Annotated in this window: 10 protein-coding genes; 2 read left to right on the top strand and 8 right to left on the bottom strand. The window is 74.7% G+C overall.

Annotated elements, in window-relative coordinates; all coding sequences use genetic code 11:
* Positions 1–41: 41 nt before the first annotated feature.
* From V4F39_RS17695 to V4F39_RS17660, 8 genes are all read right to left on the bottom strand, one after another.
* On the bottom strand, positions 42–1,031 hold the full coding sequence (locus V4F39_RS17695; protein ID WP_332291061.1) for a glycosyltransferase: 990 nt from the start codon (positions 1,029–1,031) through the stop codon (positions 42–44).
* Positions 1,028–2,095 carry a glycosyltransferase family 9 protein gene (locus tag V4F39_RS17690; protein WP_332291060.1) on the bottom strand — a complete coding sequence of 356 codons (1,068 nt, stop codon included), beginning with the start codon at positions 2,093–2,095 and terminating at the stop codon, positions 1,028–1,030. The genes V4F39_RS17695 and V4F39_RS17690 overlap by 4 nt, the downstream gene beginning before the upstream one ends.
* Positions 2,092–3,111 carry a glycosyltransferase family 2 protein gene (locus V4F39_RS17685; protein WP_332291059.1) on the bottom strand — a complete coding sequence of 340 codons (1,020 nt, stop codon included), beginning with the start codon at positions 3,109–3,111 and terminating at the stop codon, positions 2,092–2,094. The genes V4F39_RS17690 and V4F39_RS17685 overlap by 4 nt, the downstream gene beginning before the upstream one ends.
* Positions 3,108–4,268: a glycosyltransferase family 9 protein gene (locus V4F39_RS17680; RefSeq protein ID WP_332291058.1), complete on the bottom strand. Its 1,161-nt coding sequence runs from the start codon at positions 4,266–4,268 to the stop codon at positions 3,108–3,110. The genes V4F39_RS17685 and V4F39_RS17680 overlap by 4 nt, the downstream gene beginning before the upstream one ends.
* Complete coding sequence (locus tag V4F39_RS17675; RefSeq protein ID WP_332291057.1) at positions 4,265–4,870, bottom strand: D-glycero-alpha-D-manno-heptose-1,7-bisphosphate 7-phosphatase; 606 nt, start codon at positions 4,868–4,870, stop codon at positions 4,265–4,267. The genes V4F39_RS17680 and V4F39_RS17675 overlap by 4 nt, the downstream gene beginning before the upstream one ends.
* Positions 4,867–6,132 (bottom strand): glycosyltransferase family 4 protein, encoded by a 1,266-nt coding sequence (locus tag V4F39_RS17670; RefSeq protein WP_378235006.1) that lies wholly within the window; start codon positions 6,130–6,132, stop codon positions 4,867–4,869. The genes V4F39_RS17675 and V4F39_RS17670 overlap by 4 nt, the downstream gene beginning before the upstream one ends.
* 75 nt (positions 6,133–6,207) lie before the next feature.
* Positions 6,208–8,016, bottom strand: a complete 1,809-nt coding sequence (locus V4F39_RS17665; protein ID WP_332291055.1) for a carbamoyltransferase family protein — start codon at positions 8,014–8,016, stop codon at positions 6,208–6,210.
* A 78-nt stretch (positions 8,017–8,094) separates the two neighbouring features.
* Complete coding sequence (locus V4F39_RS17660) at positions 8,095–8,877, bottom strand: SDR family NAD(P)-dependent oxidoreductase (RefSeq protein WP_332291054.1); 783 nt, start codon at positions 8,875–8,877, stop codon at positions 8,095–8,097.
* Between the two features lie 143 nt (positions 8,878–9,020).
* Here V4F39_RS17660 and V4F39_RS17655 point away from each other — a divergent pair, with 143 nt between their 5' ends.
* A complete protein-coding gene (locus V4F39_RS17655; protein WP_332291053.1) occupies positions 9,021–10,847 on the top strand; it encodes a YbhB/YbcL family Raf kinase inhibitor-like protein in 1,827 nt (608 codons plus the stop codon).
* Between the two features lie 7 nt (positions 10,848–10,854).
* A complete protein-coding gene (locus V4F39_RS17650; RefSeq protein ID WP_332291052.1) occupies positions 10,855–13,173 on the top strand; it encodes an FdhF/YdeP family oxidoreductase in 2,319 nt (772 codons plus the stop codon).
* Positions 13,174–13,176 lie beyond the last annotated feature (3 nt).

Raw genomic sequence — 13,176 nt, 5'->3', positions numbered from 1 at the left:
CCCCGACACGCTTACAAAAACGCGGCGCGGCGCCGCCAGGCTCAGTGCGCGGCGCGCGGCACCGGCACGCCGGCACACACCGCCGTCAGCACCCGGTCCCAGTCGTCGGCGAACCGCCGGATGCCGAAGCGGCCCAGCGCCGTCTCCCGCGCGGCGGCGCCCCACCGCCGGGCCGTCTCCGGCTGGTCGACCAGCATGCGCATCACCTCCACCAGGCGGTCGATGCGGGTGTCGAGGTAGCCGTTGACGCCGTTGCGCACCACGGTGACGAGCTCGGTGGTGGCCAGGCCGACGATGGGCAGGCCGACCATCATCGCCTCGACCACCGCGAGGCCCAGGCTGGTGTAGCGGATCGGGTTGAAGAAGAAGCGGTATTCGCCCATCGCCGCGGGCAGCGCGAGGTTGGACACCTCGCCCAGCCCGCCCATGCGCGCGCTGTCCATGCCGACGAGCTGCAGCGGCACGCGGCTGCGCACGCGCTCGAACACGTCCGCCCCCAGCCGCCGCCCCCGCTGCTGCAGGTGGTTGACGACGACGATGCCCTCGGGGCGCACGCCGCTGTAGCAGGCGTCCGCGGGCAGCAGCACCCCGTGGTCGACGATGCTCACCGGCGCCTCGCCGTTGTCCCACATCAGCGCGTTGAACGGCGTGACGTGCACGATGTGCGCGCCGCCGTCGGCGGCCGGATGCCGGGTGTCGGTGGGGTGGCCCTGCGGCGGATCGTGCTCCACGTAGAGCGCCGGCAGCGCGCGCTGGGCGGCCGTCAGGCGGTGCAGGCGGTCGTCATGCCAGTGCCGCTCGTGCTGGTACAGCACGCAATCGAAGGCGTGGCCGTGCAGCGCGTCGGCGGGCACCTCGTGCACGTTGGCGCCCCAGGGCAGCACGCCCACCTTGCCGGCATGCCCCGGCGGGTGGCCGGGCAGCGTTGCGAGGTAGAAGTCGTGCGGCGCCTGGCTCAGGTAGTAGAGGTAGTTGCCGTGCACGTGCCAGGTGAGCACGCGTAGGCGGCGGGGTCGGTGGCGTTCGGTCATGGGTAGGCGTCCTCGGTGCGGCGCGGCCGTGGCGCGGCCACGCGCTGCAGCGCCAGCCGCGCCACGGCGTCGGTTTCGATGGCGCGTGCGCATTCATGGCCGGTGGGGCAATGCTCGTGCGCGCACGGCCGGCAGGCGGCGTCGGCCCACAGCACCTGGTGGCGCTGCGCCTGCAGCGGCGCCCAGCGCGCCACGTCGCTGCCCGCGCTGACGACGATGCTGGGCGTGCCCACGGCGGCCGCCACGTGGGACACGCCGGTGTCGTTGCTCACCAGCAGCTGCGCGCCTTCGACCAGCGCGCCCAGCGTCCACAGGTCCGTGCGCCCGGCCAGGTCGAGCGCGGGCTGCCGCATGGCCTGCCGCACCTGCTGCACCACCGCCCGTTCGCCGTTGCTGCCGGTGAGCACGATGCGCAGGCCCTGCCCGGCCAGCCGGTCCGCCACCGCGGCAAAACGCTCGGCGGGCCAGCGGCGGGAGGTGAAACGCGCGCCGGCGTGCACGCAGGCGTACGGCAGCGCCGGGTCGGCCAGCGCCGCCGCCCGCTGCCGGTCCTGGGGCGTCAGCGGCAGCAGGGTCGCGGTGCCCTGCCGCGGCAGGCCCAGGTGGTCGGTCAGGTGCAGCAGGCGCTCGATCTCGTGCCCTTCGCGCGGCCAGCGTGTGAAGAGGGCCGGGTCCGGCGCGCAGTCGTCCGGCTCGGCGAAGCCGGCCAGCTGGCGCGCGCCGCAGGCGGCCAGCAGGTTGTTGACGATGCTGCCGCTGCCGTGCAGCTGCAGCAGCAGGTCGAAGCGCTCGGCCTGCATCGCCTGTAGGAAGCCCGGCAGCGCGGCGAGCTCGGGCGCGCGCTCGGGCAGGCCCGGCCAGCCCGGGAACTCGACGAAGCGCTGCACCATCGGCAGCCGGCGGGCCCATTCGCGCGCCCACGGCAGGCCGATCAGCACCAGCTCCGCCTGCGGCCACCGGGCCGCGACGGCGTTGAGCGCCGGCACCGCGCACAGCATGTCGCCCAGCATCAGCGCGCGGAAGACCCCGATGCGCCGCGGCGCCTGCGGCAGCGCCGCCGTCATGGGTAGAGCACCTTGAAGCGCCACGCGCCGACCACCCGCCACCCGAGCGCGAGGAACGGGATCAGCGCGGAGGTGCACAGCATCTCCCCGACGTGCGAGGGCGCATGCGAGGTGCCGCGCAGCCGCACCGCCGCGAAGCGCCCGATGCCCGCCAGCGCCCCGGCAGCGCAGCCCGCCGCGACGCGGGGCGCCCCGCCCGCCAGGGCCGCCGCCGCCGCGGCCGCCAGCCCGACGATGGCGATGTACAGCCAGGGCGGCTGCCGGCGCACCTTCTGCCGGAACAGCGCCCGGTGCTTCTTGTAGAGCAGCCCGTCGAAGACCACGTTGGCCTGCTGCCCGAGCGAGACGCCCCAGCGCACCGGCCGCACCGGGTGCAGCACCACCGCCTGCTCGGCGCGCACCACCTCGCCGCCCAGCGACAGGATGGCGAAGTGCAGGTCGGAGTCCTCGCGCCAGGCGCGCCGGAAGCGTTCGTCGAAGCCGCCGATGCGCGCCAGCACGTCGCGCCGCACGAAGGCATTGGCGGTGACGAACTCGGCGGTTTCCAGCCCCTGGGTCATGCGGGCGTGGTCCGTCGGCGTGCCCTCCAGCGGCACGCGCACGCGCCCGCTGGCGGCGGCCGCGCCGCCGGCCATCGCGGCGCAGCCGTGGTGCAGCCAGCCGGCATCGGGCACCGTGTCGTCGTCGGTGAAGGCGATCAGCGGTGCCGTGCTCGCCCGCCATCCGACGTTGCGCGCACCGGCCGGGCCCGGGGCCGCGGTGTTGCGCAGGTAGCGCAGCGCCGGCGCGCCGGCGGCCGCGGCGAAGGCCTCCACGGTGCGCCGCGTCGCGTCGTCGGGGCCGTCGTCGACGACCAGCACCTCGTAGCGCCCGCCGGCCAGCCGCTGCCGCACCAGCGCCTCGAGGCAGCGCCGCAGCAGCGCCGGCCGCCCGCGGGTCGCCACCACCACGGACACCTGCGGCCGCGACTGCCCGCCGCCGCCGCCGGCCCCCCGGTCAGGATCCTCTCGTTTCATCGGCTCTCCTTGCATGCCGGACGCCCCGCCTCGCGGCGGGCCGCCGCCGGGTGGGCGCCCATCAGCTGCACGGCCGCGGCCGCCACCTCGCCGGCCGGCACCCCCAGCAGGCAGGCGTGGTGGCCCATCGGGCACACGCTGCGCAGGCAGTGGCGGCACGGCACCTCGTGGCTCAGCACCCGCGCGGGCGCCAGCCACGGGGTGTGCTGCGGGTTGGTCAACGCGTACAGCACCACCACCGGCGCGCCCAGCGCCGCCGCCACGTGGGCCGGCCCGCTGTTGTTGCACAAGGTGACGCGCGCGCCGCCGATCAGCGCGGCGAGCTCGCCCAGCGACAGGCCGCCGACCAGCGCCGTGCTGGGGGCCGCCGCGGGGCGCGCGGCCTCGACGAGATCGGCCTCGCCCGCGCCGCCGACCACGATGGCATGGCCGCCCCCGGCCTCGGCCACCGCCTGCGCCGCCTGCGCGAAGCGTGCAGCCGGGTACCGGCGGGACGCCGCCGAGGCGCCCGGGTGCACGACGAAGTACGGCGCCCCCGGGTCCACGCCCGCCCGCCGCAGCCGCGCGGCCAGGCGCTCGCCGTCCCCGGGCTGCGGCACGAAGCGCAGCGCCGCGGCCGGGCGCCCGCGCCATCCCGCCGAAGGCGGCGCCATGCCGACGGCCGCGACCAGGTCGAGCTGCCGCTGCACCTCGTGGCGCAGGCCGTCGCCCGGCGTGTCCCGGTCACGCACCCAGTCGCTCAGCAGGTGGTACGGGTTCTCGCGGCAATGCGCCAGGCGCAGCGGAATGCCTGCGAGCAGGAGCACCGTGGCCATCGGCAGCGCGCTCTGGGTGCACACGGTGAAGACGATGGCCGCGTCGAAGCGGCCGGCCGCCAGCCGCGCCGCCAGCGCGGCGGTCGCTGGACCGGCCTGCTCGGCGGTGCAGGCCGACTGCACCCAGGGCGCCTCGAACACCGCGACCTCGTCGACGTCGGGCAGGTGCGGCTGCAGCGCCGCCCCGGCGGGCGAGGCCAGCAGCGTCACATGGGCGTGCGGCAGGGCCTGGCGCACGGCGGCCAGCGCGGGCGTCGTCATCAGCACGTCGCCGAGGTTGTCCAGCCGCACGGCCAGCAGGCGCCGCACGCCGCGCCATGCCGGCAGCAGGGCGGCCGTCATGCGCAGCCCCTGCAGGCCGCGCCGCGCGTCGCGACGGCATCGGCTTCCAGGATGGCCTGTGCCGCCTGCGCCAGGTCGGTGCAGACGCGGTGCGGCAGGCGCAGCGGCGACAGCTGCCATCGCGTCTCGCCGCCGCGGTCGAGCAGCACGGTGCGGCAGCCGGCCCGGCGCCCGGCCTCCACGTCGTCGAGGATGTCGCCGACCATCCAGCTGCGCGACAGGTCGATGCCGTGCGTCCGCGCGGCCAGTGCCAGCAGGCCGGGCGCCGGCTTGCGGCAAGCGCAGCCCGCGTCCCCCGCCGCTGCCGGTGCATGCGGGCAGGCGAACACGCCGGCAACGTCGATGCCGCCCTCGTCGCGCAGCCGGGCAAGCAGCGCGTCGCGCAGCCGCAGGAACTGCGCGGACGTGAACCGCCCCAGCGCCAGGCCCGACTGGTTCGTGACGATCACCAGCAGGTAGCCGGCCTCGGCCAGCCGCCGCAGCGCCGGCAGCGCGCGCGGCGTGAACCGCAGCAGCGCGGGATCGACGTTGAAGGGCACGTCCTCGACCAGGGTGCCGTCCTTGTCGAGAAACACCGCCGCGACAGGGGCCCGGGCCGTCATGCGCCCACGCTCCCCGGCGCGGCGGCGGCCGGCGCCGCGGCCTGCGCCCCGCCCACCGATCGGTACACCGCCTCCAGCTCGCGGGCCACACGGTCCCAGGTGAACATCGAGCGCACCCGTGCCATGCCCGCGCGGCCGAGGGCCAGGCGCAGCGCCGGGTTCGCCTGCAGCCGGCGCAGCATCGCGGCCAGTGCGGGGGGATCCTTCGGCGGCACGAGGTAGCCGGTGACGCCGTCGACCACGCTGTACTGGATGCCCCCCACCGCGCTGCCCACCACCGGCGTGCCGCAGGCCATCGCCTCCAGCGGCGTGATGCCGAAGGGCTCGTAGGCCGGCGTGGTGACGAAGACGTCCGCGGCCGCGTAGTACTCGGGCAGCTCCGCCGCCTCGCGCCGGCCGACGAAGCTCACCCGGTCCTCCACGCCGCAGCCGCGGGCCACGGCGCGCAGCCGGGCGATCTCCGGGGTGCGCCGCTCGTCAGGCACCACCGATTCACCACCCACCACCAGCAGCCGCGGCTTCAGCGCACGCTCCAGCAGGCCGACCGCGCGCACCACGTTGTCGACCCCCTTGCGCGGCACCATCCGGCCCAGCTGCAGCACGACGAACTCGTCCTCGCGCAGGCCGAGCCGGCGGCGCGCCTGCAGGCGGTCACGCGGGCCGAAGGTCGACAGGTCGACCCCGCAGGGCACCGTCGCGATCGTGCCCGGCCGCGCGCCGTAGAGGCGCAGCAGGTCCTCGCGGTCCTGCGGGCATTCGGCGACGAGGCGGTCGGCGCACTGCACGATGCGCCGCTCGATGTCGACCCGCGCCGGCGGGAACGCATCGGCGGCGCCCTGGTGCTCGCGCCGCACCAGCCCGAGCGCATGGAAGGTCACCACCAGCGGCACCTCGAAGATGTTGCGCAGCGCCAGCCCCACCCAGCCCGACATGAAGAAGTTCGCGTGCAGCAGGTCGTAGCCGGCGCGCCGCTGCATCAGCTGCCGACACGCGCGCGTGAAGGCGGGCATGTGCTGCAGCAACGCCTCCTTCGGCACGAACTCGGCCGGCCCCGCGTCGATGTGGACCACGCGCATGCCGGGCCGCACGTCGACCACCGCCGGCAGGCCCGGCGCGTCGCGGCGCGTCAGCACGTCCACCTGGTGTCCCATCGCCGCGAGCGCACGCGCCACCTGCGAGACGTAGACGTTCTGGCCGCCCGCATCGACGCTGCCGGCGTGGGCGAGCGGCGAGGCGTGTTCGCTGATGAGGCCGATGCGCAGGCTGGCGTCGTGCACGGTGGTCATGGTGTTTCGTGTGGGTTCCGATGCACTCGGAAGGGCAAGCGGCGTTCCGGCTCACGCCGGCGCGCGCACGGGCTGCTTCTCGAGCAGGAACGGCCCCATCACCAGCGCATCCACCGGCGTGCTCGACCAGGCATGGATCGCGTCGCGCGGCGAGCACACCACCGGTTCGCCGCGCACGTTGAACGAGGTGTTGATCAGCACCGGCACGCCGGTCAGCTCGCCGAAGGCGGTGAGCAGGCGGTGGAAGGCCGGCTGGCTGTCGGCGCTCACGGTCTGCACGCGGGCGGTGGTGTCGGTGTGGCAGGCGGCCGGGATGCGCGCCTGGCGGCCGGGCACCACGTCGTAGATGAACAGCATGAAGGGCGACCTGCCGCCGTTGGCGGCGGCCGGCGTGAACCACTCGCCCAGGCGCTCCTCGGGCACGGCCGGCGCCACCGGGCGGAAATCCTCCCGGTCCTTCAGGTCGTTGATGCGCGCCTGCATCGCCGCGTTCATCGGCGAGGCCAGGATCGAGCGTGCGCCCAGCGCCCGGGGGCCGAACTCCATGCGGCCCTGGAACCAGCCGACGACCTGGTCGCGCGCCAGCAGCTGCGCCACCTCCGCCGCCGGATCGGCCATGCGGCGGTGCGGCAGCTTGGCCCAGCGCAGCTCGGCCTCGATCTGCGCGTCGCTCCACGCCGGGCCCCAGTAGGCATGCGCCATGTGCCAGGTCCGCGGCGCGAGTCGGGCCGGCGCGCCCTGCGGCGGCGCTGCCAGCCTTGCGCCGCGCGCGCCGCCGCCCTCGGCCCGGGCACGGCCGTCGAGCCACAGCGCCGCGCCCAGCGCCGTACCCGCGTCGCCGGCCGCGGGCTGCACCCAGACCTCGTCGAACAGGCCGCTGTCGCGCAGCCGGGCGTTGGCGACGCAGTTCAGCGCGACGCCGCCGGCCATCGCCAGCCGGCGCTCGCCGCTCGCCTCGCGCAGCCAGGCGCCGAGCTGCAACACCGCCTGCTCCAGCAGCGCCTGCAGCGAGGCGGCCAGGTCCAGGTGCTGCGGGCCCAGCGCGCCGCCCCGCTCCCGCGGCGGGCCGGCCACCGCCGCGAGGTCGATCGGATCGAGCCGGTACTGGCCGTCGTCCAGCAGGTGCAGGTGCTCCTGCAGCAGCCCCAGCCAGCGCGGCCGGCCCTGGGCGGCGAGCGCCATCACCTTGTATTCGTCCGACGAGGACAGGAAGCCCAGGTGCGTCGTCACCTGCTCGTACAGCAGCCCCAGCGAGTGCGGGACCTGCACCTCGCCGAGCGTGCGGTAGCCGTCGTCGCGGTAGACGCCGTAGGCCGTCGTCGCCCGCTCCCCGCGGCCGTCCAGCGTCATCACGGCGCAGCGGTCGAAAGGTGCTGCAAGAAAGGCGCTGGCCTGGTGGCACAGGTGGTGTGCCACATGATGGAAGGCGAAGGGCCCGTCGAAGCGCGCACCGCGCCAGCGCTTGGCCAGGTGGTGCGGCACGCCGTCGACCAGCTGCCGCGAGGCGTTGAGGACGTGGCTGGCAAAAAGCGGGTCCCACGGGTTCTCCCAAGGGGGCTCGGGCTGCGCCGGCTGCACGAGCGGCAGCGTGAAGCTGCCGCCCTGCAGGCGCCCGCCGAGGAAGAGCATCGGGTCGAAGCTGTACGCCACCGCATCCACGTCCACGAGGCGCACGCCGGCCTGCGCCAGGCAGAAGTCGATCGCGTCGAAGGGCAGCTCCCACGCGCTGAAGGGCACCGGCCGCTTGGCGTGCTTGATGCGCGAGAACCGCTCTTCTTCCGCGGCGGCGTGCAGCCGGCCGTCGATGACCAGGGCGGCCGCCGAATCGTGGAACGCCGCGTTGATGCCCAAGGTGATCATGGGTGAAGCTCCGGAAGGGATGGGCCCTCGCCGCGGCAAGGCGGGTGCCGAGGCCCGCCTGCGCGGCGGGGCCTGCCTTCAGGGATCGGCGCTGCCGGGCTCGGCCAGGCGCCGGTGCTGCTCGGCCAGCACGGCCGAGGGCGTCACCGACGCCAGCGCCGCCTGCAGCTTGTTCTTCCAGCCCGACACCACGTCGCCCTCGCCCTTCATCATGGCTTCGAAGCCGACGCGGGCGACGTCGGCCGGATCGTCCTTCTTCTCGGTGCCGACCTTGGTGTCGAGCATGCCGGCGCGGCTGAAGAAGTTGGTGTCGGTCGCGCCCGGCATCAGGCAGGTGACCGTGACACCCGAGTCCTTCAACTCGTTGCGCAGCGCCCAGGAGAACGAGTCGATGAACGACTTGGTGCCGTTGTAGACGGCCTGGAAGGTGCCGGGCATGAAGCCGGCGATGGAGCCGGTGATGAGGATGCGGCCACGCTGGGCCGCGCGCATGCGGGCGCCCAGGCGGTGCAGGAGGTAGAGGGTGCCGGTGATGTTGGTGTTGATCACGCCCTGTACGTCGTCGAACGACTGGTCGAGGAAGGCCTTGCCGAGGCCGTGGCCGGCGTTGGCCAGCAGCGCATCGACCGGCCGCTCGCCGGCGGCAGCCATCAGCGCATCGACCCCGCCCTGCGTGCCGAGGTCGGCGTGCACGGCCTGCACGGTGGCACCGCTGGCGCCGAGGCGCCGTGCGGCGTTCTCGATGTCGCGGTCGGCCGCGACGAGCAGGTCGAAGCCGTGCTGCGCGCATTCGTGCGCGAGATGGAACCCGATGCCGGAAGACGCGCCGGTGACGACGGCGAGGGGACGTTGGCTAGCCATGGAAAAACCTCGACGGAAAAGGGATGCGGACGGCCTGCAATGGCAAGCGGGATACCCGGCGCCACGCCGGCGGCCCGGCAGCGCGCCGCGGGACGGAGGCACATGCATTGCCATGCGCTCGCGACCACCGACCGGAACGCCTCATGCACCTTCACGCCCCCTGGCCGCGCCGCGTGCGCGCCGCCACCCTCCTCGCCGCGGCCGCCCTGGCGGCGCCCGCCATCGCCCAGCAGGGCGACGGCACCGACGTCGCCGTGCAGGCGCACGTGTACAAGCCCGACAAGGTGCCCCCGACGGCGGAGCACCTCGCGCGGCTGCGCGTGCCGGCGGGCTTCACCGTCAACGTCTTCGCCTCCGGCCTGAAGAACGTGCGCATGCTGGCGGTGGCGCCGGATGGCCGCGTCTACGCGAGCCGGCGCGACCAGGGCGACGTGCTGATGCTGCAGGACGCCGACCGCGACGGCCGCGCCGACGGCGCCCCGCTGCAGGTGGCCAGCCGGGCGGGCGCGCACGGCCTTGCCATCCACGGCGGCCGGCTGTACCTCGCCACGGTGAAGGAGGTGTTCGCCGCGCCGATCCGGCCCGACGGCACGCTCGGCACGATGGAGATGCTGATGGGCGACCTGCCCGACAGCGGCCAGCACCCCAACCGCACGCTGGCCTTCGGCCCCGACGGCATGCTCTACATCAGCGTGGGCTCGACCTGCAACGCCTGCAACGAGAGCAACCCCGAGAACGCGGCGCTGCTGCGCGCCGCGCCCGACGGCAGCAGCCGCACCATCTTCGCCAGCGGCCTGCGCAACACCATCGGCTTCGACTGGCACCCGGTGACCGGCGAGCTGTGGGGCATGGACCACGGCATCGACCACCTCGGCGGCGACGTGCAGCCCGAGGAGCTCAACCGCATCGAGCGGGGCCGGCAGTACGGCTGGCCGCACATCTGGGGCGACGGCGCGGAGAACCCGCAGAGCACCCCGGTCGGCGACATCGGCAAGGCCCAGTGGCGCGCGCTGAGCACGCCGATGGTGATGGGCTACACCGCCCACGCGGCGCCGATGCAGATGCTCTTCTACCGCGGCGGCAGCTTCCCGGCCGAGTACACGGGCGATGCCTTCGTCACGATGCGCGGCTCCTGGAACCGCAAGCCGGCGAGCGGCTACGAGATCGTGCGGGTGCGCTACGCCCAGGGGCGGCCGGCCGGCTTCGAGCCCTTCGCCACCGGCTTCCTGACCGACGGCGGGCGCACCCACATCGCGCGCCCGGTCGGCCTGGCGGTCGCCGCGGACGGCGCCCTGCTGATGGCCGACGACGCGAACGGCGTCATCTACCGCATCGCCGCCGCGGGCGGCGGCGCCAACGCCGCAGCCGCACCCGGCGCCGCGGCGCCGGCCTCCGCGCCGCCCGCGGCGATGCTCGCGCAGGCCGCCCGCGGCAACGGCGTGCCGCTGGCCCTGCAGCGCGAGGAGGTCCGCGCCGCGCCGCAAACGCTGCGCCTGGCCAGCCCCGCGTTCGGCCCCGACGGCACGATCCCGCCGCGGCACAGCGAATACGCCGACGGCGTGTCGCCCGCGCTGCAATGGAAGCCGGTGGCGGGCGCCCGCTCGTACGTGCTGGTGATGGAGGATCCCGACGCCAGGCCCGTCACCCCGTTCGTGCATTGGGTGGCCTGGAACATCCCCGGCACCGCGACCTCGCTGCCCGAAGGGCTGCAGGAGCAGATCCGCCTCACCGAGCCGGACGGCCTGCTGCAGGGCCGGACCAGCCGCGGCTCGCCCGGCTACTACGGGCCCCGGCCCCCCGCGGGCGATCCGCCCCACCGCTACCACTTCCAGCTCTTCGCGCTCGACGCGGTGCTCGACGTGCCGCCGGGGGCCGACCGCGACCAGGTGCTCGCGGCGATGCGGGGGCATGTGCTGGCGCGGGGCGAGCTGGTGGGCCGCTTCGCCCAGGCCGTCCGCCCGCCGAAGTGAGGCAGCGATGAGCAACGACGACACCCCCCGCTTCGAACCCTACGAGCACCCCGCCGGCGGCTGGGGCTCCCTGAAGGCCGTCGCGGCCGCGCTGCGGCAGGCCCGCATCCCGATCGCCGGGGCGCAGGCGCTGGCACGCCAGAACAAGCCCGGCGGCTTCGCCTGCGTCAGCTGCGCCTGGGCCAAGCCCGCGCAGCCGCATGCCGCGGAATTCTGCGAGAACGGCGCGAAGGCCACCGCCTGGGAGCTGACCGACCAGCGCGCCGGGCCGGCGTTCTTCAGCAGCCACACGCTCACCGAGCTGGAGACCTGGAGCGATCATGACCTGGAGGCCGCGGGCCGCCTGACGGTGCCGATGCGCTGGGACGCGCGCACCGACCGCTACGTCGAGACCGGCTGGGACGAAGCCTTCGAGGCCATCGGCCAGGCCTTGCGCGCCGTGCCGCCGCAGGCGCGCGACGGGGTCGTCTTCTACGCCTCGGGCCGCGCCTCGCTCGAAGCGAGCTACATGTACCAGCTGCTGGCCCGCCGCTACGGCACCAACAACCTGCCCGACAGCTCCAACATGTGCCACGAGTCGACCTCCGTGGCCTTGCCGCAGACGCTGGGCGTGCCGGTGGGCACCGTGACGCTCGACGACTTCGAGCACACCGACGCGATCTTCTTCTTCGGCCAGAACGTGGGCGTCAGCAGCCCGCGCATGCTGCACCAGCTGCAGGCTGCCCGGCGCGAGCGCGACATCCCCATCGTCACCTTCAACCCGCTGAAGGAGCGCGGGCTCGTCAGCTTCGCCAACCCGCAGTCGCCGCTGCAGATGCTGACGCCGGCCACCACCGACATCAGCACGCAGTACCACCAGCTCAGGATCGGCGGCGACATCGCCGCGATCACCGGGCTGTGCCTGGCCCTGCTGCAGGCGGACGACGAGGCCCGCGCCCGCGGCGAGGCGCGCCGGATCGACACCGCCTTCATCGCCGAGCACACGCACGGCTTCGCGGCCTTCGAGGCCTACCTGCGCGCCTGCCGGTGGGAGGACATCGAGCGCGAATCGGGCCTCGCCCGCGCGGCGCTGGAATCCGCCGCGGCGGTGTTCGCACGCGCGCGCTCGGTGATCTGCGTGTACGGCATGGGCCTCACGCAGCACCGGCACGGCGTGCTGAACGTGCAGATGGTGTCCAACCTGCTGCTGATGGGCGGCCACGTGGGGCGCCCGGGCGCGGGCATCTGCCCGGTGCGGGGGCACTCGAACGTGCAGGGGCAGCGCACCGTGGGCATCACCGAGAAGCCCGAGCTCGCGCCGCTCGACCAGCTGAAGAAGCTCTACGGCTTCGAGCCGCCGCGCGGCAAGGGGCTGGACACCGTGGGGGCCTGCGAGGCCATCCGCGACGGCCGGCTGCACGCCTTCATCGGGCTGGGCGGCAACTTCCTGCGCGCGGTGCCGGAGACGGCGCTGGTCGAGGCGGGGTGGCGCCGCCTGCCGCTGACGGTGCAGGTCGCGACCAAGCTCAACCGCAGCCACGTCGTGCATGGCCAGGCCGCCTACCTGCTGCCCTGCCTGGGCCGCATCGAGATCGACCGGCAGCGCGGCGTGCCGCAGACGGTGTCGGTCGAGGATTCCACCGGCTTCATGCATGCGTCCGACGGCGTGGCCGAGCCCGCCGCGGCGACCCTGCGCTCCGAGCCGGCGATCGTCGCAGCGCTGGCGCAGGCGGTGCTGGGCCCGGACCCCGGCGTGCCCTGGGCCGAGTGGAGCGCCGACTACGCGAAGGTGCGCGATGCGATCGAGGCGACGTGGCCGGACGTCTTCCGTGCCTTCAACGAGCGCTTTCGCACCCCGGGCGGCTTCCACCGGCCGATCCCGGCGCGGCAGCGCGAATGGAAGACGCCGACCGGCAAGGCCAACTTCATCGTGCCCGACCGGCCGCCGGCCGACGCCGGCGCGCAGCCGTCCGACCCCGCCGTGCTGCGCCTGATGACGGTGCGCAGCGACGACCAATTCAACACCACGGTCTACACGCTGGACGACCGCTTCCGCGGCATCTACGGCACCCGCCGCGTGCTGCTGATGAACCGCGCCGACATCGAGCGGCTCGGCCTGGCCGAGGGCATGCAGGTGGTCGCCGAGACGGCGGTGGACGACGGTGTGCGGCGCGAGGTCGGCGGCCTGCGTGTCACGCCGTTCGACATCCCGCCCGGCTGCGCGGCGGGCTACTACCCCGAATGCAATCCGCTGCTGCCGCTGTGGCACCACGCCGAGGGCAGCCACGTGCCGGCCGCCAAGTCCATCCCGATCCGCGTGCGGCCGCTGCCGGCCTCCCTCCCCTGACGC

The sequence above is a fragment of the Aquincola agrisoli genome, assembly GCF_036621135.1.
Taxonomy (GTDB): Bacteria; Pseudomonadota; Gammaproteobacteria; order Burkholderiales; family Burkholderiaceae_C; genus Aquincola; species Aquincola agrisoli.
Note: the sequence above shows the minus strand (reverse complement) of the source record. Positions and strands in the feature narration are given on the sequence as shown.

Excerpts from the sequence above, each read along its gene's own strand:
- V4F39_RS17655 (WP_332291053.1), top strand. The coding sequence starts at position 9,021 with ATGCACCTTCACGCCCCCTGGCCGCGCCGCGTGCGCGCCGCCACCCTC.
- V4F39_RS17690 (WP_332291060.1), bottom strand. The coding sequence starts at position 2,095 with ATGACGGCGGCGCTGCCGCAGGCGCCGCGGCGCATCGGGGTCTTCCGC.
- V4F39_RS17660 (WP_332291054.1), bottom strand. The coding sequence starts at position 8,877 with ATGGCTAGCCAACGTCCCCTCGCCGTCGTCACCGGCGCGTCTTCCGGC.
- V4F39_RS17685 (WP_332291059.1), bottom strand. The coding sequence starts at position 3,111 with ATGAAACGAGAGGATCCTGACCGGGGGGCCGGCGGCGGCGGCGGGCAG.
- V4F39_RS17675 (WP_332291057.1), bottom strand. The coding sequence starts at position 4,870 with ATGACGGCCCGGGCCCCTGTCGCGGCGGTGTTTCTCGACAAGGACGGC.
- V4F39_RS17680 (WP_332291058.1), bottom strand. The coding sequence starts at position 4,268 with ATGACGGCCGCCCTGCTGCCGGCATGGCGCGGCGTGCGGCGCCTGCTG.
- V4F39_RS17650 (WP_332291052.1), top strand. The coding sequence starts at position 10,855 with ATGAGCAACGACGACACCCCCCGCTTCGAACCCTACGAGCACCCCGCC.
- V4F39_RS17695 (WP_332291061.1), bottom strand. The coding sequence starts at position 1,031 with ATGACCGAACGCCACCGACCCCGCCGCCTACGCGTGCTCACCTGGCAC.
- V4F39_RS17665 (WP_332291055.1), bottom strand. The coding sequence starts at position 8,016 with ATGATCACCTTGGGCATCAACGCGGCGTTCCACGATTCGGCGGCCGCC.